Raw genomic sequence first — 20452 nt, 5'->3', positions numbered from 1 at the left:
GGCGGGGATTGGGCTGGGCGGGGCGCGCGGTGTGCGCGCGGGAGGTCGCAGGTGGGTCGGCGGGGCCTGCAAGGCCCCGCCCCGAGGCTCGGAGGAAGGAGAGGAGGAGGAGAGAAGAGGAGGCGGAAACGGAGCGAGTTGAAGTGAGAGAGTGGAACTGGAGAAAGGTATCGGGGCATGCGGCATCGAGGCAGGCATCTGGCACCTCCCCGGCGGGGTGCTGGGGAAGAGCGGCACGTCCGGGTGTTTCGGGATCGAACGGCCATCCTGTAGACTGGCGGGGACAGGCCGTGCCGCGACGGGAGGTTGTTCGTGCCTCGACTCTTGAACCAGGCCCGCATTGTCAGGCTCCTGAGGGGGGCGTGGTGGACACTTTCGGTCGGGGGCGTGATCGGGGGGCTGGGGGTGGCGGCTGCGCTCGTGGTAGGAACGCAAGGGGGACACCCGTCGGCTGTCGTTGTGCCGGCGACGGTGGTCGGGGTGCCGGTTCAACGTGCGGGCGGCGTGGACTTCAACCGGGACGTGCGGCCGATTTTGTCGGATGCGTGCTTCAAGTGTCACGGGCCGGATGAGTCGGCGCGGGAGGCGGGCCTGCGGCTGGATACGTGGGAGGGGGCGACAGCGGCTCGGGAGCGGGGAGCGGCTGTGGTGCCGGGGGATGCGGGGGCGAGCCTGCTGGTGCGGATGGTGACGGCGTCGGAGCCGGCGGAGCGAATGCCGCCGGCGGACTCGGGGAAGACGCTGACAGCGGGACAGGTGGAGACGCTTCGTGCGTGGATCGACGCTGGGGCGGAGTACTCTGCGCACTGGGCGTTCGTCGTGCCGGAGCGACCGGGTGTGCCTCGGGTGCGTGGAGAGGCGTTTCAGGGATGGGTACGGACGCCGATCGATGTGTTCATCGCGGCGCAATTGGCGGAGGCTGGTCTGACGCCGTCGCCGGAGGCGGACCGTCGGACGCTGATCCGTCGGGCGTCGCTGGACGTGACGGGGCTGCCGCCGACGCCCGAGGAGGTCGAGGCGTTCGTGGCGGATGCGCGGCCGGACGCGTGGGAGCGCGTGGTGGATCGGCTGCTGGCTTCGCCGCGGTACGGGGAGCGGATGGCGCTGGAGTGGCTTGACGCGGCGCGGTACGCGGACAGCAACGGGTACCACATCGACAACGAGCGGTACATGTGGCGTTGGCGCGAGTGGGTGATCGAGGCGTTCAACCGGAACGTGCCGTTTGATCGGTTCACGGTGGAGCAGATCGCGGGCGACCTGCTGCCCGGGGCGACGGCGGAGGAGCGGATCGCGAGCGGGTTCAACCGGAACCACATGATCAACTTCGAGGGGGGGGCGATCGCGGAGGAGTACCTGAACGAGTACGTGGTCGATCGTGTGAACACGACGGCGACGGTGTGGCTCGGGCTGACGATGGCGTGCGCGCAGTGCCACGACCACAAGTATGACCCGATCACGCAGCGGGATTTCTACCGGTTCTACGCGTTCTTCAACACGGTGTCGGAGCAGGGGATTGACGGTCGGGAGGGGAACGCCGCGCCGACGATGATGGCGCCGGACCCGGGGCAGGAGGCCGCGCTGGCGGCGGTGCGTGAGAGCATCGCGAGGCAGTCTGCGAGTGTGGAAGGCCCGCTGCCGGAGGTGGACGCTGCGCAGGCGGCGTGGGAGCGGAGCCTGTCGGACTCGCTGTCGGGTCGGTGGCGGTGGCTGACTCCGGAGCGTGTGGAGTCTTCGGGTGGATCGGCGCTGGAGGCGTTGGAGGATGGTTCTGTGCTGGCGTCGGGCGTGAACCCGGACGTGGACGTGTACGAGTTCGAGGCGGTGGTGGAGGGCCGAGTGGAAGCGGTGCGACTGGAGGCGTTGACGCACGAGTCGTTGCCGCACGGTGGGGCTGGGCGGGCGTACAACGGGAACTTCGTGCTGACGGGGTTCGAGGTCGAGGCCGCGCCGGCGAGGGAAGGGGAGTTCCGGGCGGTGGCGATCGCGGGTGCGCGGGCGGACCACGAGCAGGCGACGTTCCCGGTGCGGAACGCGATCGACGGCGACGCGGGGAGCGGTTGGGCGGTGACGGGGTACGAACGTCGCGAGAACCGGACGGCGGAGTTCGTGCCGGCGGAGCCGGCGGGTTTCGAGGGCGGGACTCGTGTGCGCGTGCGGCTGCGGTTCGAGTCGAAGTTCGGGCAGCACGGGATCGGGCGGTTCCGGCTGGCGGTGTCTTCGGACGGGGCGTACGCGGCGGCGGTGAGGCCGGCGGTGATGGGGGCGTGGTCTGTGGCGGGGCCGTATGCGGCGGAGTCTGGGCGTGCGGCGTTCGAACGGGCGTTCGGCCCTGAGGCCGGCGAGGACGTCGAGTGGGTCGAGCGGGCGGAGTTCGTGGACGGCATGGCGCACGAACTGACGGGGATGAACTCGGCGACGTACCTGCGGCGGACGGTTCACGTGCCGTCGGCGCGCACGCTGCGGGTGTCGCTCGGGTCGGACGACGCGATCAAGGTGTGGGTGAACGGGGAGCAGGTGCATACGAACGCAGCCGCGCGGAGTGTCGCGCCGGACCAGGACTTCGTCGATCTCGCGCTGCGCGAGGGCGAGAACGAGCTGCTTCTGAAGGTGGTGAACTACGCCGGCGGGTATGCGTTCTACTTTGACCCGAGGGGGGGGGACGGGGACATTGCGCCGTTGCCCGTGCTGCTGGCGGCGGAGAGGCCTGAGGCGGAGCGGACGGAGGCGCAGCGGGCGCTGCTGCGGGATCACTTCCGGGCGACGCGGTCGCCGGAGTGGCTGGCGATGAAGGCGACGCTGGAGGACATGCGTGCCGAGGAGCGTGCGCTGCTGGCGGCGATCCCGACGGTGATGGTGATGCAGGAGATGGAGACGCCGCGCGAGACGCGGGTGCTGGCACGGGGGCACTACGAGCATCCTGTCGGCGATGCGCTGAGCCCGGGGATCCCTGAGTTTCTGGGTCGGCTGCCGGAGGGGGCGAAGCCGGATCGGCTTGCGCTGGCGGAGTGGCTGGTAGGGCCTGCGAACCCGCTGACGGCACGGGTGTTCGTGAACCGTGTGTGGCAGATGCTGTTCGGGTCCGGCCTGGTGCGCACGAGCGAGGACTTCGGAGCGCAGAGCGAGTGGCCCTCGCACCCGGAGTTGCTGGACTGGCTGGCGGTGGAGTTCGTGGAGTCGGGGTGGGATGTGAAGGGGCTGGTGCGGCTGATCCTGGCCTCGTCGGTGTATCGGCAGTCATCGCGGGTGACGGCGGATCGGCTGGAGGCGGACGCGGACAACCGGCTGCTGTCGCGCGGGCCGCGGTTCCGGCTTGGAGCGGAGGCGGTGAGGGATACGGCGCTGGCGGCGTCGGGGCTGCTGTCGGAGCGGATCGGGGGGCCTGGCGTGAGGCCGTATCAGCCGCCGGACGTGTGGAAGGATGTGGCGTACGACCCGTTCGGGCAGGAGTTCTCGGGGCAGGTGTACGTGCCGAGCGAGGGGGAGGACCTCTACCGGCGGAGCATGTACACGTACCGCAAGCGCACCGCTCCGCACCCTGCGATGGCGGTGTTCGACGCGCCGAACTTCGAGACGTGCATCGTGCGACGGGGGCGGACGAACACGCCGCTGCAGGCGCTGAACCTGATGAACGACCCGACGTACGTGGAGGCGGCGCGTTCGCTGGCTGAGCGGGCGATGCGGGCGGAGGGGGGGGCGGAACGCCGGCTGGCGTTCATCTTCGCGCGGACGCTGAGCCGGGTGCCGACGGCGGCGGAAGCGGGCGTGCTGCTGGGGCAGTATGAGAGCGAACTGGCGGCGTTCCGGGGGGACGCGGCGGCGGCGGAGGCGCTGCTGTCGGTCGGGGCATCGGGGCGCGACACGACACTGGACGCCGCGGAGCACGCGGCGTGGACGATGGTGTGCACGACGGTGATGAACCTGGACGAGTTCATCACCAAGAACTGAAGAGAGCATGCGGAGAACACGGAGAGGGACGCGAAGAGCGCGGGAGGGACAGGCTGATGAAAACTCATTCGGAGGCGGTCGTGTGCACCAAGCTCCTTTCGATCGCAGGGTGCTCTGCGGTTGTCTTTGCGTTCTCCGCGTTCTGTTCTGAGGGGGGCTGATCGATGGACCCAGCCCGTGAGTATCGGTTGTTGATGACGCGCCGGCAGTTGCTGGGGCGCATGGCGACGGGGATCGGGACGGCCGCGCTGGCGTCGCTGCTGAACCCGCGCCTGTTCGCGTCATCGCCGGACCTTGGGGGCGTCGCGGGTCGCGTGCCGCACTTCGCGCCGCGGGCGAAGCGCGTGATCTACATGTTCATGTCGGGCGGGCCGTCGCACCTGGACTTGTTCCAGCCGAAGCCCCGGCTGCGGGAGTTGCACGACACGGACCTGCCGGACTCGGTGCGGATGGGCCAGCGGATCACGGGGATGACGAGCGGGCAGGACCGCCTGCCGATCGCGGCGTCGCTGTTCGAGTTCCGGAGGCACGGGAGGTGCGGGGCGTGGGTATCGGAGTTGCTTCCGCACACGGCGTCGATCGTGGACGACCTGACATTCGTGCACACGGTGAACACGGAGGCGATCAATCACGATCCGGCGATCACGTACATTCAGACCGGAGCGCAGCAGCCCGGTCGGCCGAGCATGGGTGCGTGGCTGTCCTACGGTCTGGGGAGCGAGACGACCGCGCTGCCGGCGTTCGTGGTGATGATTTCGAACAGCGTGCCGCGGCCGACGCAGGCGTTGTTCGATCGGCTGTGGGGGGCGGGGTTCCTGCCGGCGGCGCACCAAGGGGTGAAGTTCCGCGGCGCGGGAGACCCGGTGCTGTACCTGTCGGACCCGCCGGGGATCGACCGTGAGCGGCGTCGGCGGATGATCGATACGGCGAACTCGCTGAACCGGATGGCGCACGAGGCGTTCGGCGATCCTGAGATCAACGCGCGGATCCAGCAGTACGAGATGGCGTACTCGATGCAGGAGTCGGTGCCGGACCTGGCGGACCTGGCGGACGAGCCATCATCGACGTTCGAGTTGTACGGGCCGGACTCGCGCACGCCGGGGACGTTCGCGGCCAACTGCCTGCTTGCGCGAAGGCTGTGCGAGCGCGGGGTGCGTTTCGTGCAGTTGTTCCACCGCGACTGGGACCACCACGGGAACCTGCCGAACGACATCCGGGCGGTGTCGAAGGTGGTGGACCAGCCGGCGGCGGCGCTGGTGAAGGACCTGAAGCAGCGCGGCATGCTTGACGACACGCTGGTGGTCTGGGGCGGGGAGTTCGGCCGGACGGTGTACTGCCAGGGGCCGCTGTCGGCGGACAACTACGGGCGCGATCACCACGGGCGGTGCTTCACGGTATGGATGGCGGGGGCGGGGCTGAAGCCGGGGTTCTCGTACGGGACGACGGACGATTTCGGGTACAACATCGTCGAGAACCCGGTGCACATCCACGACCTGAACGCCACGGTCCTTCACCTGCTCGGGATCGACCACGAGCGGCTGACGTTCAAGTACCAGGGGCGGGACTTCAGGCTGACGGACGTGCACGGGCATGTCGTGCGGGATCTGCTGGCGTAGCGGAAGGCAACGCGGAGGGCGCAGCGAGGAACGCAGGTGGCGCAGAAAAGCAAAGAGGTTCGGAGCGCATGAGGGTCCCATCGACAGTTCCGTTTCGTGGAATCCTTCGTGTTCTCCGCGATTCTTTCCGCGTTCTCCGCGTTCGTTCCACGGGTGAGCCATGACGATGGACCTGTTGCTCCGCTTTCTCGGCCGGCTGCACCCGCTGGTGGTGCATTTCCCGATCGCGCTGCTCATCAGCGCGCTGTTGATCGAGGTAGCGGCGGCGTCGTGGCGCGGGGTGGGGCGCGTCAGGTCCGACCCGCGTGATCCTGACGAGCAGTCGCCGGACGTGGCGCGGGACGCGGCGTCGCGGCCTCCGGCGCGTGCGGCCGTGGTGTGCCTGCTCATCGGGGCGGTGAGCGCGGTGGCGGCGGCGTGGTTCGGGTGGATGAACGCGGCGATGGAGCCGCACGGGCAGCCGGTCGCCGAGACGATCGAGATCCATCGGTGGACGGGGGTTGCGACGGCGGGCCTGGCCGTGCTTGCGCTTCTGGTCGCGTTCGCGGCGTCGGCGACGCGGCTGGGTGTGTTCGCGCGTGCGTATCGGTTCGTGCTGCTGCTGGCCGCGCTGCTGGTGGGGGTAACGGGGCACTTCGGGGCGTCGCTGGTGTACGGGCCTGCGTACCTGACGGAGATTTTCGGGAGCGAGGAGGAAGATGGGGGTGTGCTGGTGGGAGGTCCGTTGCCGCCCGGCGCCACGGTGGATTTCGTCGCGCAGATCAGGCCGATCCTCGAGGAGCGGTGCGTGGAGTGCCACGGTCCGACGCGGGCGCGGGGTCGGCTGCGGCTGGACCTGCGTTCGCGCGTGTTCGGCGGGGACGAATCGCGTTGGGTGGTGCGGCCGGGCGATCCGGAGGGGAGCGAGTTGCTGCGGCGCATCTCGCTGTCGCGTGGCGACGAGGAGTTCATGCCGAAGGACCGCGAGCCGCTGTCCGCCGAGCAGATCGCGCTCATCAGGTTATGGATCGTGGAGGGCGCGCACTGGCCCGATTCTGGCGCGGCTGCCGAGACGACGGCGCGTGCGTCGGGCGCCGCTGCTCCGGTCGGCGAGGCGGACGCCGCGGCGGTGGATGCGGCGATCGCGCGGCTGCGCGAACGGGGCGCGCACGCGGCGCGGATCGCGGCGGACGCGCAGGAGGTCGAGGTGAGTTTCGCGCAGTTGGGCGAGGGCGCGGGGGATGCCGACCTGGCACTGCTGCGAGGGCTTGAAGGATCGCTGGTCTGGCTGAACCTCGCGGGGAGTTCGGTGACCGACGCGGGAGTGGCGAGGCTGGAGGGGTTCACGCGGCTGAGTCGGTTGCAGTTGCAGCGGACCGGGGTCGGGGATGGCGCGCTTGAGGGGCTCGCCGGCTTGCCGGGGCTGGAGACCCTGAACCTGTACGGAACGTCGGTGACGGACGCGGGGATGGCGCGGCTGCGGTTGTTCCCGGCATTGCGGCGCGTTTATGTGTGGGACACGGCGGTGACGCCGGAGGGCGCGCTGGCATTGACGAGGGAGAAGCCGACGATTGAAGTCGTGCTTGGCGCGGAGTTGGCCGCGGTCGTCGAGGCGCCGGTGACCGCGGAAGCGGCGGGCGTTGAGGGAGCGCCCGCGTGCTGCGCGGCAGCGACGGCACAAGGGCGCGAGTGCGACCACCCGTGCTGCGTCGCGGCGCGATCGGAAGGAAAGGTGTGCGCGTCATGCCTGGGGGGATGAGGCGGGGCGCGGCTCGCGGATCGTGGAGCGACGGGCATCCCGTTTCCACGGCGCTGTACTGTTGTACCGCCATCGTGGCGACGCTGGTTGTGCTCGCGGTGTTCGTCGTCAGGCCGAGCGCAACCCCTCCGGTGACGGGCGTCGTGTTTGGGGCGTCGGGCGAGCCTGACCCGTCGGCGGTGTCGTACACGCGTGACGTTCGCCCGATCCTGTCGAACCGGTGCTTCAAGTGCCACGGGCCTGATGAGTCGGCGCGTGAGGCGGGTTTGCGGCTGGACACGTTCGAGGGGGCGACGGGCGTGCTGCGGCGGGGCGGGCGTGCGGTCGTGCCGGGCGAGCCGGACGCGGGCGAGTTGGTTCGGCGCGTGACGAGCGTGGATGCGGAGGAGCGGATGCCGCCGTCGGAGGCGGGAGCGCCGCTGACGGCGCGGGAAGTCGAGACGCTGCGCCGGTGGATCGCGGAGGGAGGGCGATACGAGCCGCACTGGTCGTTCGTGGCTCCGCGCCGTCCCGAGCCGCCGCGGGTGAGCGATGAGCGATGGGTTCGCAACGAGATCGATCGTTTCGTGCTGGCGCGGCTGGATCGGGAGGGGATTCGGCCGTCGGCGGAGGCGGATCGTGCGACGCTGATCCGGCGTGTGTCGCTGGACCTGACCGGCCTGCCGCCGACGCCGGCGGAAGTGGAGGCGTTCGTCGGCGACGCGAGGCCGGGCGCGTGGGAGCGCGTGGTGGATCGGCTTCTGGCATCGCCTGCGTATGGGGAGCGGATGGCGGCGGCGTGGCTGGACCAGGCGCGGTATGCGGACACGAAGGGGTACGAGGCGGACCGTCGGCGGACGATGTGGCCGTGGCGTGACTGGGTGATCCGGGCGTTCAACGCGGACGTGCCGTATGACCGGTTCATCGCGGAGCAACTGGCCGGCGACCTGCTTCCGGACGCGGGCGCCGAGGGGCTGGTGGCGACGGCGTTTCACAGGAACACGATGACGAACGACGAGGGCGGTACGGACGACGAGGAGTTCCGCGTGGCGGCGGTGGTGGACCGCGTGAACACGACGATGCAGGTGTTCATGGGGCTGACGATGGCGTGCGCGCAGTGCCACACGCACAAGTACGATCCGATCACGCACACGGACTATTACCGCGTGTTCGCGGTGTTCAACACGACGCTGGACGCGGACCGGATGGACGAGGCGCCGACGCTGCCGGTCCCCGTGCCGGAGCGAGAGGCGGATCTGGCGAGGGCGCGTGCGATCGTGGAGCACGCGGAGCGGCTGCCGGAGCGTGTTGCGGAGGCGTTGGCGCGGGTGGGTTCGCGGTCCGGCGGCGGATCGGCGGGTGATTCGGAGGCGGAACTCCGCGCGTTCCTTGATGACGGGATTGCGCGGGCGAGGGCCGGCCTAGCCGCGGTGGAAGCGACGCTGCCGCAACTGCCGATCATGCGAGAGCAGTCGGTGGAGGAGCGGCGAACGACGCGCCGGATGGAGCGTGGTTCGTTCCTGTCGCCGGCGGAGGTTGTGGAGGCGGGCGCCCCATCGGCGTTCCATGCGTGGCCGGAGGGCGCACCGCGTGATCGGCTCGGGTTCGCGCGCTGGCTGACGGACGACGCGAACCCGCTGACGGCGCGCGTCGCGGTCAACCGGGTGTGGGAGCAGTTGTTCGGGGCGGGGCTGGTGGAGACGTCGGAGGACTTCGGCGTGCAGGGAACGCTGCCTTCGCACCCCGAGTTGCTGGACTGGCTGGCGACAGGGCTTGTGCGCGACGGGTGGAGCGTCAAGCGGCTCGTGCGTTCGATCGTGATGAGCGCGACGTACCGGCAGTCGTCGGTGGCGACAGCGGCCGCGCTGGAGCGTGACCCGGGGAATCGTCTGCTGGCGCGGGGGCCTCGGTTCCGGCTTGACGCGGAGACAATCCGGGACCAGTCGCTTGCGGTGTCGGGGTTGTTGTCGCGGAAGATGTACGGGCCGTCGGTGTTCCCGCCGCAGCCGGAGGGAGTGTGGTCGATCGTGTACAACGCGGACCGATGGGAGACGAGCGGGGGGGAGGACCGGTACCGCCGAGCGCTGTACACGTTCTGGCGGCGGACCAGCCCGCACCCGATGCTGACGACGTTCGACGCGCCGAGCCGGGAGTTCTGCCTTCCGCGGCGGATTCGGACGAACACGCCGCTGCAGGCGCTGGTGACGATGAACGACCCCGCGTTGGTGGAAGCGGCGCAGGCGCTGGCGCGGCGGCTGGTGGCGGAGGGGGGGGCAGACGCGGCGTCGCGGGCGCGGTACGCGGTGCGGCTGTGCCTGGCGCGTGCAGCGACGGAGCGTGAGGTGGAGCGGCTGGTCGCGCTGTTCGAGAGCGAGTCGGCGCACTACCGCGAGCGGCCCGGGGATGCGGCCGCGCTGGCGACGGATCCGCTGGGGCCGCTGCCGGAGGGGGTCGATGCGGCGGAGGCGGCGGCGTGGACGGCGGTTGCGAACGTGCTGCTGAACCTCGACGAGTTTCTGACGAGAGGCTGAGCCATGAACGATCGCGTGCCGGACATCGCTCGTTGTGCGCTGATGACTCGGCGGCACTTTCTGGGGCGGTCCGGGGCCGGGCTTGGTGCGGTCGCGCTGGCGATGCTGATGGGTGACGACCTGCGGGCGGGGAGCGTGGGGTCGGGTGTTTCCGATCCGTTGCGTCCGAGGCCGCCGCACTTTGCGCCGCGGGCGCGGCGTGTGATCTACCTGCACATGGCGGGTTCGCCGCCGCAGCAGGACCTGTTCGATTACAAGCCTGCGCTGAACGAGTTGGACGGCAAGCCGTGCCCCGCGGACCTGCTGGCGGGCGAGCGGTTCGCGTTCATCAAGGGGCACCCGAAGGTGCTGGGGACGCCGTACCGATTCGCGCGGCACGGCGAGAACGGGATGTGGGTTTCGGAGTTGCTGCCGCACCTCTCGGGGATCACGGATGAGTTGTGCTTCGTGAGGTCGATGCACACGGAGCAGTTCAACCATGCGCCCGCGCAGTTGTTCCTGTACACGGGATCGTCGATCCTCGGGCGTCCGTCGATGGGGTCGTGGGTGGCGTACGGTCTTGGGAGCGAGACTCGCGACCTGCCGGGGTTCGTGGTGCTGGTATCGGGCGGGAACACGCCGGACGCGGGCAAGAGCGTGTGGGGGAGCGGGTTCCTGCCGAGCGTGTACCAGGGGGTGCAGTGCCGGTCGTCGGGCGACCCGGTGCTGTACGTGAACGATCCGGCGGGGATGTCGCGGGACTCTCGGCGTCGGGCGCTGGATGCGCTTGCGGACCTGAACCGGGCGCACCACGCCGCGACGGGCGACCCGGAGACGCTGACACGGATCGAGCAGTACGAGTTGGCGTTCCGGATGCAGGCGTCGGTGCCGGAGGTGATGGACATCTCGCGCGAGCCGCGCGAGACGCTGGAGATGTACGGGGCGGAGCCGGGCGCGCCGTCGTTCGCGAACAACTGCCTGCTGGCGAGGCGGTTGTGCGAGCGCGGGGTGCGGTTCGTGCAGTTGTTCGACTGGGGGTGGGACACGCACGGGACGGGTCCGCACGACGACATCGTGACGCAGTTGCCGCTGAAGTGCCGACAGACGGACCGGCCGGTGGCCGCGCTGATCCGGGATCTGAAGCGTCGCGGGATGCTCGACGACACGCTGGTGGTGTGGTCGGGTGAGTTCGGCCGGACGTGCATGAACGAGGAGCGCGACGGGTCGAAGTTCCTGGGTCGCGACCACCACCCCCACGCGTTCACGATGTGGATGGCAGGGGGGGGCGTGCGGCGTGGGCTGGTGTACGGGGCGACGGACGATCTCGGGTATCGCGTGACGGAGAACCCCGTGCACGTGCACGATCTTCAGGCGACGATCCTGCACCTTCTCGGGTTCGACCACGAGCGGCTGACGTACCGGTTCCAGGGGCGGGACTTCCGGCTGACGGACGTGCACGGCCGGGTGGCGTCGGACCTGCTGGCGTGAACGGCGGGGTCAGAGTTTCGACGCGGTGAAGGTGTTCTCGACGAGTTCGCGCTGCCAGGCGTGCGCGGGACCGCGCTTGCGCTCGTAGAAGCGCCAGAGTTCGAACCAGTAGCTGCGGAACTTGTGCTCGCCGAAGGGCTCGTAGTGTGCCTTGACGCGGCGGAGGACGGCGGCGTCGGCGCCGTCGTAGCCGAGGACGGCGCGGCCGTGGCGGACGCTCTCGGTGTCGAGGGCGAGGCGCGAGTACCGGCCGAGGAGCTGCATGATGTTGCCCGCGGCGTAGGGACCGATGCCGGGAAGGGTGAGGAGGAAGTCGAAGGCGTCGTCGTCCGGTGTTGCGGGGTCTTCGAGCCAGCGTTCGCGGATGTCGCCGCGGGCGAAGAGGCGTGCGAGTTCGACGAGGCGCGCGTCGCGGTAGCCGACGCGGCAGCGGGCGCGGAGGGTGCCTGGGCGGGTGCGGGCGAGGCGGTCGGCGGTGGGGAACGCGCCGGCGCGGCCGATGACCTCGCAGAGGCGGCGGTTCATGTTCACGGTGCTGGGCCAGGCGACGTTGCAACTGGTGACGGTCTTGACGACGTCCTCGAAGAGGGTCGGTGAGCGGAAGAGCCTGGCGCGGCCGGAGCGTTTCCAGCGGGGATCGACGCGGTGGAAGGCGGCGACGTGCGACTCGTCCTCGTCGAGCCGCAACATGCGGGCGATCTGGCGTCGGGCCTCGGCACGCTCGGGCGGAGCGAGCGCACGATCGGCGAGGACGCGCAGCGGATCGCCGGGGCGGCAGGCGTGGCCTTGCGAGATGACGACGGTTGTCGGGCCGCCCGAGAGGTCGAGAGCGCGTCGGAGCGTGCGTGCCTTCGCGTCCCAGTGGTTCGGGGCGAGGAGGAAGTAGCCGTAGGAGCAGACGTCCCGCGGGAGGACGTAGTCGCCGGGCGTGCGGAGGGTGAGGCGCGTGCCCATGCTCAGACCGCGAGGAGACGGACCGCGGGGAAGCAGTACGTGGCAAGGTTGACGGCGAGGCGGTCGCTGACGAGGGCGTAGCGCTCGTAGTGGAGCGAGGCCTGGCGGTCGATCTCTTCGGGGGAGAGGCCGAGGGCTGCGAGTTCGTCTCGGGAGCGTTCGGCCATGCGGCCGATCATGACACGGTCGCACTCGAAGTGGAACTGGAAGCCGAAGGTGCGGAGACCGGCGCGGTAGGCCTGGACCTTGCACGCCTGCGAGGAGGCGAGGAGGGTCGCGCCGTCGGGGAGGCGCGTGACCTCGTGGCCGTGGGCGTGGAACTGCTCGTGTCGCCAAGGGATGCCGGCGAGGATGGTCTCGGTCTGACCGGGGATGGTGACGTCGACGGGGGCGAAGCCGTATTCGGGGCGATTCATGGGGGCGACGTCGCCGCCGAGCGCGGCCGCGATGAGTTGGGAGCCGAGGCAGACGCCGATGACGGGGAGTTCGGCCTGGTGGGCTGCCTTGAGGAAGGCGAGTTCGGCGTCCATCCAGTCGTGGGACTCGCCGACGTTCTGCGGTCCGCCGAGGGAGAGGACGCCCGCGACGTCGTCGAGGTCGGTCGGGAGGGCGGGTGCGCCGAGGAGGTCCAGTCGGCGGACGTCGAGACGGAGGCCGTGGTCGCGGAGCGTGACGCCGATGCGCCCGGGGACGCCTTCGGGGCTGTGCTGGAGGACGATGATGCGTGCCATGGGCGGGATGGTATGCGAGGGGTGTCGTGGGCAGGTCAGTGACACAGCCACCGAAATGCGGTGGAACGAGGGAATGCGGAGAGAGCGCAGCACCGCCCTCCCAGAGCGGAGGTCGGTGGCACGGGTCGGGCACGGCGTCGAGGGCGCGAGTCGATAGGATGATCGGGTCCGGGCCTGTGGCGGAACCGGCAGACGCGGCGGACTTAAAATCCGCTTCCCCGCAAGGGGAGTGTGGGTTCGACTCCCACCTGGCCCGCTTCAGTGCAAAGGGCCAAATGGCCAAATGGCCAAATGGCCAAATGGCCAAATGGCCAAATGGCCAAAGGGCCAAAGGGCCAAAGGGCCAAAGGGCCAAAGGGCCAAAGGGCCAAAGGGCTAAATGGCCAAATGGCCAAATGGCCAAATGAGGAGGAACGCGGGGGGCGATGCGGTGGTGTGGGGGTAGCGGGGGATATGCCTACACTTGTGCCCGCTCGGAACCGGGTCGGCGTGTGGCCGGGCCGGCAGAAACGTCCAAGAACGAGCGATGACGCCTGCCTCTTCGGGGCGGCGGTGTTCGTAGCGAGAGGCCGCGTCGCGGCAGGGAGTCGGGATGGTTCGGATCAGGCTTCAGCGTCTGGGGCGTCGCAACCGCCCGTTCTATCGCATCAACGCGATCGCCAAGCGCACCCGGCGTGACGGGCGCGTGATCGAGAACCTCGGGTGGTACGACCCGGTGGCGTCGGACCCTGCCAAGCAGGTGAGCGTGAACGGCGAGCGCGTGCGGCACTGGTTGAGCGTCGGCGCGCAGCCGAGCGACACGGTGCGCGACCTGCTCGCGCGGCTCGACCTGCTGACGGCCGAGGAGCGCAAGGCGTGGGAGGCGCAGCGGGAGATCGACCGCAAGCGCGTGGAGGCCCGGAAGGCGGCCACGCCGGCGGCGGCCGAGGCCTGAGCGAGGATTGAAGGGAAGATCGTCAAGCCCCGGGCGGGTTGCCCGGGGCTTTGTTGTTGTGGGGGCTTGGATCGGGCGGCCGATGTGCCGCGTGCCAAGGATGAAGAGCCGATCATGGGTGCGCTGCGGTTCGACATCCTGACGACGTTTCCGGAGGTCTTCGCGGCCGAGCCGCCGGGCGCGCTGGGGGTATCGATCCCGGCGCGTGCGCGTGCGGCGGGGCTGGTCGAGTGGCACGCGCACGACCTGCGTGCGTACACGACGGACAAGCACCAGAAGACGGACGACCGGCCCTTCGGTGGGGGGCCGGGGATGGTGATGACGTGCCAGCCGCTGTGGGACGCGGTACGGGTGGTCGAGGCGGCGGACGCTCGTCCGGTGACACGGGTGCTGCTCACGCCGCAGGGCGTGCGGCTGACGCAGGATCTGGTGCGCGAGCTGGCGGCTCGGCCCCGGCTGCTGCTGATCGCGGGGCGGTACGAAGGGATCGACGAGCGTGTGATCGAGCGGCTGGCGCCGCTGGAGGTGTCGCTGGGGGACTACGTGCTGTCGGGCGGCGAGATCGCGGCGATGGCGCTGATGGACGCGATCATCCGGTTGCTGCCTGGCGCGCTGGGGGATGAGGACTCGGCGACGGAGGACTCGTTCGGGGGTGTGCCGACGACGGACCCGAACGGCTCGCCGATCGACCCGAGGCTTGCGCGTGAGTTGGGCATTCCGGAAGGTGCGAGGCTGCTGGACTGTCCGCACTACACGAGGCCGCGGGTGTGGGAGGGTATGGAGGTGCCTGAGGTGCTGGTGAGCGGGGACCACCGGGCGGTGGCGCGGTGGAGGCTGGAGGAGATGGTGAGGCGGACGCGAGAGCGGCGCCCGGATTTGCTGGGGGCTGAGCGGGCGGCCTCGGGGGCGATAGACCCCTGTCCCGAGCGGGCATAGCCTTCCGCCCCCGGTGGCCGGGGGGTTGGCGGGGGGTTTGCCCTGCCGCGGCGGGGTGTGGACATCAGGACGCGAGGTTCGCCATATGGGCATGCAGCAGATGATCGAGAGCATCAACGCCGGGCAGTTGAAGTCCGACGTGCCGGTCATGGACATCGGCGACACGATCAACGTGCACGCCCGCATCGTGGAGGGCGACAAGGAACGCATCCAGGTGTACCAGGGCGTGCTGATCTCGCGCAAGGGGCGCGGGATCAACGAGATGATCACGGTGCGGCGCGTGGTGGACGACGTGGGGATCGAGCGGACGTGGCCGATCAACTCGCCGTTGATCGCGAAGTTCGAGGTCGTCCGGCGCGGCGACGCCCGGCGGGCGAAGCTCTACTTCCTGCGCGACCGCGCGGGCAAGAGCCGTCGTCTGCGCGACCGCCGCCGGGGCCTGAAGCACGTGGCCGGTCAGCCGACTGTGCAGGGGTGATGCGTGAATGAGTCGGGCACGCCGAGAGCGCGCGGGGTTCGCGTGCGCGGTATCGTGTCGGCATGAGAGCCATCGTGGTCGTTCGTCAGGGGTCGCCGGTTGCTCCGAACGTCTCGCTGCGCGCGGACTGGCCGGACGTGGGGCCGCCGGGGCGTGGGTGCGTGGTCGTGCGGACGCTGTGCTCGGCGTTCAACCACATGGACTTGTGGGTGGGGCGTGGGGTGCCGGGGCTGGACCTCGGGTACCCGCGGGTGTCGGGGTGCGACGGGTGCGGCGTGGTGGAGTCGGCCGGCGAAGACGTGGACGCGGCGTGGGTTGGTCGGCGGGTGATCTTCAACGCGGCCGTGCGGATTCTGCGGGGAGCGAGGGCGGATGATCCGCCCGGCTCGACGCTCGCGCCCGAGTATGAGTTGATCGGCGAGCACCGGTTCGGGGCGCACGCGGAGCGGTTTGTCGTGCCGGCGGACAACCTGGCGGACGTGGGGGAGACGGACCCGGTGGAGGCCGCGGCGTTCGGGCTGTGTGCGCTGACGGCGTGGTCGATGATGGTGACGAAGGCGGGGCTGCGGGCCGGGCAGAGCGTGGTGATCACGGGGATCGGGGGGGGGGTGGCGACGGCCGCGCTGGCGATCGCGCGGCACTTCGGGTGCGCGGCGGCGGTGACGAGCCGGCACCCGTGGAAACTGGAGCGGGCGCGCGAACTGGGAGCGGCGTGCCTGATCCACGACACGGGGCAGGACTGGTCGAAGGAAGTCCGGGCGTGGACGAAGAAGCGCGGCGTGGACGTGGCGGTGGACTCGGTGGGCAAGGCGACGCACTTGGCGTGCATCCGAAGCCTGGCGAGGGGGGGGGCGTACGTGACGCCGGGCTGCACCACCGGGCCGGACGCGACCACGGACCTGGCGCGCATCTTCTGGAACCAGCTGCGCGTGCTCGGGTCCACGATGGGGTCGAACGAGGAGTTTCGCGAGGTGGCGAGCCTGCTGCGGGCGGGCGCGATGCGGCCGGCGGTGGACCGGGTGTTCCGGCCCGAGGAGTGCGTCGAGGCGTACGGACGGATTGAGGCGGGGGAGCAGTTCGGGAAGGTGGTTGTGGATTGGAGGTAGGGTGGAGCGCGGGCTGAAGCCCGCGGCTCGGAGTGGGGAGGGACTCGGAGCCGTGGGCTTCAGCCCACGTCGTTGTGCCTCCGCCCGGCTATACCCCACGCGGTTCTGCGTCGCCTTGACTGCCTCGCACACGTCATGCCTCTCCACTCGGTCGGGGACTCGGGCGCGCGTTCCCGAGGCTTGGTAGGTTGACCACACATGGGCGACGAGACGTACATTCCGGATGCGTCCATGGCTGAGCGCGGGCGTTCGAGCGGGGAGGGGCGTGGGGGGACGTACCTGCTCACGTGGACGACCTATGGCACGTGGCTTCCCGGAGACTCGCGTGGGTTCGTGAGTCCTGTGCCGTGTGAGGATGGGGGCTGTGTGATTCACAACGTCGTGGGATCGGCGTACGACGCGGACATGCCATCGCTCATGGAGAAGGCGCGGGCGCGGATGCGGGGAGTGCGGGTGGTTCTGGATCGGGCGAACGCGCGTGTTTGCGCGGATGCGTTCGGCGAGGTGGAGCGGCGCGGCGACGTGCGAGTTCTCGTCGGCGCGATTATGGCGACGCACGTTCACCTGGTCGTCGCGTCAACGAGCCTTGAGGGTGCGGCGCTGCTTCAGCGCTTCAAGGGGGTCTCGTCGCGCAGGTTGACGCAGCGCTTCGGCAAGCCCGGCGCTCCCTCATGGTGGACACGCCATGGGTCCAGGCGGCTCCTCACGAACGCACCATCGGTGGACGGGGCGTTGCGGTACGTGTGGGAGCAGATCGGGGCGTTGGTCGTGTGGCGTGCGTCGGATGAGCGTGCGGGGTAGAGCGCGAGGGTCGGAAGCGAGAGCGTGCGCGGGCTAAAGCCCGCGGCTCTGAGATGGAAGGATGCGCGGGCTAAAGCCCGCGGCTCTGAGCGTGTTGGGCTTCGCGTTCGACGCGGCGGTAGAGGGTGTCGCGTTCGATGGGTGTGAAGCCGGCTTCGCGTATGGCTTTCTGGAGGGTCCAGACATCGACTTCCTGGTGGGTGGTTGCGCCGCCGACTTTGGTGATGTCGTACCAGACGACGGTGCCGTCGATGTCGTCCGCGCCGCACTGGAGCATGAGTTGGGCCATGGGGAGGGTCTGCATGATCCAGAAGGCCTTGACGTGGGGGAAGTTGTCGAGCATGAGCCGTGCGACGGCGAGCGTGCGGAGGTTTTCCAGGCCGCTGGGGCCGGGGAGGTGTTGGAGCTCGCTGCCATCGGGGAAGAAGGGGAGGGGGATGATGGTCTGGAAGTAGCCGCACGGCGAGGGATCAGGGGATCGATGGGTCGAGAGGCGTCGATCCGGCTGCGGGAGGGGCACGCCCGGGCGAGTGAGCGTGATCGCGCCGCCGGCGCCTTGGTGGCTTGATGGCTTGATCCTTTCGTACCCCATCCTCGCCAGGGCCTCGTCCTGTGCGCACCGCAGCATGTCCATGTGGACGAGCCGCTCGTGTCGGTCCTCGACGTGTCCGTAGAGGATGGTGGCGTTGGTGTTGAGGCCGAGCTCGTGCGCGGTGCGGTGAACGTCGAGCCAGACGTCGGAACGGATTTTGCCCTTGAAGGCCTCGTCGTGGACGCGGTCGTCGAAGACCTCCGCGCCGCCGCCGGGGAGCGAGCCGAGGCCGGCGTCGATGAGGAGTTCGAGCACCCAGCGGATGCCGGCGCGCCGGTCGGCCTGCTTGTAGACCTTCGCGATCCTGGCGAGGTGGACGATCTCGACGGCGGTGAAGGCCTTGATGTGCAGGGTCGGGGCTTCGTCGCGGATGGCGCGGAGAAGGTCGGGGTAGTAGTCCCAAGGCAGGTAGGGGTCGAGGCCGCCGACGATGTGGATCTCGGTCGCACCCGCATCGACGGCGCGGCGGGCCTCGGCGCGGGCGTCGTCGAGCGAGCGGGTGTAGGCGTGGGCATCGCCGCGCTTGGCGTAGAAGTCGCAGAACTTGCAGGAGAGGGCGCAGACGTTGGAATAGTTGAAATGGCGGTTGACGTTGTAGTAGGCGGCGTCGCCGTGGAGGCGTCGGCGGACGGTGTCGGCCAGTTCGCAGACTGTCCAGATGTCGCGTGTGGTGTAGAGGAGGTCGCCGTCGTCGAGCGTGAGGCGTTCGCCGGCGAGCGCCTTGTCGCGGATGGCGTGGAGGCGCGGGTCGGCGAAGGGCGGGGCGGTGGGAGCGGGGAGTGTGGCTGCGGGCATGGGGTATTGTCGGCTCGTAGCGTCGCGGTTTCGACCCTGGCCCGGTAGACTCCCGCCCTTGAGTACGAAACGACGCTTTCGGTCGCCGATCGCGCTTCCGGGCGGGCACTTCATGGGGCTTGCGCCGCTGGACGTGTGGGTGCGGCTGCTCTGGACGTGCCGGTTTCGTATCGGGCCGCGGTACTGGGTTCGGCTGGCGGCGGCGGTGGGGACGAGCGTGCTGGCGACGGCGATCACGCTGCCGGAGCGGGTGCTGCTCTGGGCGTGGCTGGTGTGGCGGTTCCGTTGGCGCGAGGCGAGTTTCGTGCCGCGGCGGGACGTGGTGGTGGTGCTGGGGTATTTCCGGTCGGGGACGACGCACCTGCACAACCTGCTGGCGACGCACCCGGACGTGGTGACGCCGCGGTGGGTGCAGGCGATGTCGCCGCAGGGGTTCTGGTTGTCGTGGGCGTTCCTTGGGTGGGCGCTGGTGCCGTTCCTGCCCAACACGCGGCCGCAGGACGGGGTTGCGTTCGGGCCGGACTGGCCGGCGGAGGACGACTTCGCGCACAACAACTGGGCGTTGGCGTCGAGCCTGCCGGGCCGGCTGGTGATGGTGCGGGAGCGCGAGCGGTGGGGACGGTTCGATTCGCTCGACGGGCTGTCGGCGGGAGAGTTGCGGCGGTGGCGGCGCGCGGCGGCGGCGTTCGCGTGGAAGGTGAGCGCGGGCAAGCGAGGGCGGACGCTCGCGCTCAAGTCGCCGAGCCACACGGGTCGGGTGCGCGAGCTGGACAGGCTGTTCGGGGGCCGGGTGCGATTTGTGCACATCATGCGCCGGGCGGAGGAAGTGGTGCGATCGAACGTGGCGATGCATCGGCGGCTCGAGTCGCAGTCGCTGCAGGCGATGCCGGACGAGGATGCGCTGCGCGAGAGGATCGTGGTGGAATATATGGAGGCGGAGAGGCGGTTCCTGAGAGATGCGCGCGAGTTGCGGCTCGGGCCTGATCGGCTGGTGCGGGTGCGGTACGAGGGGCTGGTGAGCGCACCGGCGGGGGAGCTGGAGCGCGTGTGCCGGTCGCTGGGGCTGCGGTGGGATGACGAGGTGCGCGAGAGGGCGGAGCGGTACCTGGAGGCGGTGGGGGAGTACCGGGCTTCGAGGCACGAGGAAGGGGGGGGCGACCCCAGGCTGCTTGCCTTGGAGAGAGAACTGGAGGAGAGGCTGGAGGGGGGGGGATGGGGTGGGGGGGAGAGGGAGGAATGGAGACGGGGCCTGCAAGGCCGCGCCCCGAGTGCAGGGCCCGCCTCGGGCGAAGGCTCTGCGCAGGGGCGGCGGATTGCCGGCATGGTGTCGGCATGGGCGGCGGCGGTGGTGGGTTTGGGGGTGTGGTTGCTGCTTGCGCACCTGACGAGTCGGCGGTTGGACTCGCTGGTGTGGCCGCTGGGGGCGTTCGTGGGGTCGGTGGCGTTGCGAGTGGCGGGCCGCGGTGACTGGAGGCTCGGATTGTGCGCTGTGGCGGCGACGTTGGCGGCGATCGCGGGGTCGGTCTGGCCGCTGCCGGAGGTGTCGAGCGGGTGGGTCGGCGCGGACCGCATATCGGCGATCAGGACGGCATACGGGACGTACAACAACAACTATTTGTGGATGCTGTTCGGGGCGTTGGCGTCGTACCGGTTCGCATCGCGTGCGTTCGTGAGGCCGCCGGGGATGCGGTGAGGTCGTCTGCCAGATCGGCAGGCAGGAGTGGCATCCGACGCTGGTCGGCGGAGCGGGCGGGCCGAACGTGGGCGTCGCCGGGCGGTCCGGCTGGCATCGGCCTTGCCAAACAAGGGGTGAGCGGTCCGCCACGGCTGGCGTGGCCCCGACTCGGAG

The 20452-nt window shown here is 70.0% G+C and carries 13 protein-coding genes and 1 tRNA gene; 12 read left to right on the top strand and 2 right to left on the bottom strand.

All coding sequences use genetic code 11. The features are described from left to right. Nucleotides 1-312 precede the first annotated feature (312 nt). The 5 genes from FBT69_07865 to FBT69_07845 all read left to right on the top strand — a co-directional run bounded on the left by FBT69_07865 (nucleotide 313) and on the right by FBT69_07845 (nucleotide 11276). Nucleotides 313-3945, top strand: a complete 3633-nt coding sequence (locus FBT69_07865) for a DUF1553 domain-containing protein (protein ID MDL1904706.1) — start codon at nucleotides 313-315, stop codon at nucleotides 3943-3945. 164 nt (nucleotides 3946-4109) lie between these two features. Further along, complete coding sequence (locus FBT69_07860) at nucleotides 4110-5561, top strand: DUF1501 domain-containing protein (protein MDL1904705.1); 1452 nt, start codon at nucleotides 4110-4112, stop codon at nucleotides 5559-5561. 160 nt (nucleotides 5562-5721) lie between these two features. Further along, the gene (locus FBT69_07855) at nucleotides 5722-7299 is read left to right on the top strand and encodes a hypothetical protein (protein MDL1904704.1); all 1578 of its coding nucleotides are present in this window, start codon (nucleotides 5722-5724) and stop codon (nucleotides 7297-7299) included. Then, nucleotides 7296-9809 (top strand): DUF1553 domain-containing protein, encoded by a 2514-nt coding sequence (locus FBT69_07850; GenBank protein MDL1904703.1) that lies wholly within the window; start codon nucleotides 7296-7298, stop codon nucleotides 9807-9809. The genes FBT69_07855 and FBT69_07850 overlap by 4 nt, the downstream gene beginning before the upstream one ends. Before the next feature lie 3 nt (nucleotides 9810-9812). Next, the gene (locus FBT69_07845) at nucleotides 9813-11276 is read left to right on the top strand and encodes a DUF1501 domain-containing protein (protein ID MDL1904702.1); all 1464 of its coding nucleotides are present in this window, start codon (nucleotides 9813-9815) and stop codon (nucleotides 11274-11276) included. Between the two features lie 956 nt (nucleotides 11277-12232). Here FBT69_07845 and FBT69_07840 read toward each other — a convergent pair. Next, entirely contained in the window at nucleotides 12233-12961 is a 729-nt protein-coding gene (locus FBT69_07840; protein ID MDL1904701.1) for a type 1 glutamine amidotransferase, read from the bottom strand. 170 nt (nucleotides 12962-13131) lie between these two features. On the opposite strand from FBT69_07840, the gene FBT69_07835 reads away from it, so the two are divergent. The 6 genes from FBT69_07835 (at nucleotide 13132) to FBT69_07810 (ending at nucleotide 17216) form a co-directional block, all read left to right on the top strand. After that, nucleotides 13132-13217: transfer RNA gene (locus FBT69_07835), tRNA-Leu, on the top strand. A gap of 336 nt (nucleotides 13218-13553) precedes the next feature. Beyond that, nucleotides 13554-13895: a 30S ribosomal protein S16 gene (gene rpsP / locus FBT69_07830; GenBank protein ID MDL1904700.1), complete on the top strand. Its 342-nt coding sequence runs from the start codon at nucleotides 13554-13556 to the stop codon at nucleotides 13893-13895. Between the two features lie 114 nt (nucleotides 13896-14009). Continuing rightward, a complete protein-coding gene (locus FBT69_07825) occupies nucleotides 14010-14831 on the top strand; it encodes a tRNA (guanine(37)-N(1))-methyltransferase (protein ID MDL1904699.1) in 822 nt (273 codons plus the stop codon). A 91-nt stretch (nucleotides 14832-14922) separates the two neighbouring features. Next, nucleotides 14923-15309: a 50S ribosomal protein L19 gene (locus FBT69_07820; GenBank protein MDL1904698.1), complete on the top strand. Its 387-nt coding sequence runs from the start codon at nucleotides 14923-14925 to the stop codon at nucleotides 15307-15309. Nucleotides 15310-15371: 62 nt separating this feature from the next. Next, nucleotides 15372-16415, top strand: coding sequence for a zinc-binding dehydrogenase (locus FBT69_07815; GenBank protein ID MDL1904697.1), 1044 nt, complete (start codon nucleotides 15372-15374; stop codon nucleotides 16413-16415). A 198-nt stretch (nucleotides 16416-16613) separates the two neighbouring features. Continuing rightward, nucleotides 16614-17216, top strand: coding sequence for a hypothetical protein (locus FBT69_07810; protein MDL1904696.1), 603 nt, complete (start codon nucleotides 16614-16616; stop codon nucleotides 17214-17216). 70 nt (nucleotides 17217-17286) lie between these two features. Here the strand turns inward: FBT69_07810 and FBT69_07805 are convergent, their stop codons facing one another. Further along, the gene (locus tag FBT69_07805; GenBank protein ID MDL1904695.1) at nucleotides 17287-18717 is read right to left on the bottom strand and encodes a radical SAM protein; all 1431 of its coding nucleotides are present in this window, start codon (nucleotides 18715-18717) and stop codon (nucleotides 17287-17289) included. Between FBT69_07805 and FBT69_07800 the strand changes: the two genes are divergently transcribed. Next, nucleotides 18539-20296: a sulfotransferase gene (locus tag FBT69_07800; GenBank protein ID MDL1904694.1), complete on the top strand. Its 1758-nt coding sequence runs from the start codon at nucleotides 18539-18541 to the stop codon at nucleotides 20294-20296. The genes FBT69_07805 and FBT69_07800 overlap by 179 nt on opposite strands. Nucleotides 20297-20452 lie beyond the last annotated feature (156 nt).

The organism is Synechococcales cyanobacterium CNB (genome assembly GCA_030263455.1).
In the GTDB taxonomy this organism is placed as follows: Bacteria; Planctomycetota; Phycisphaerae; order Phycisphaerales; family UBA1924; genus CAADGN01.
This window is presented reverse-complemented; position numbering and strand designations above follow the sequence as displayed.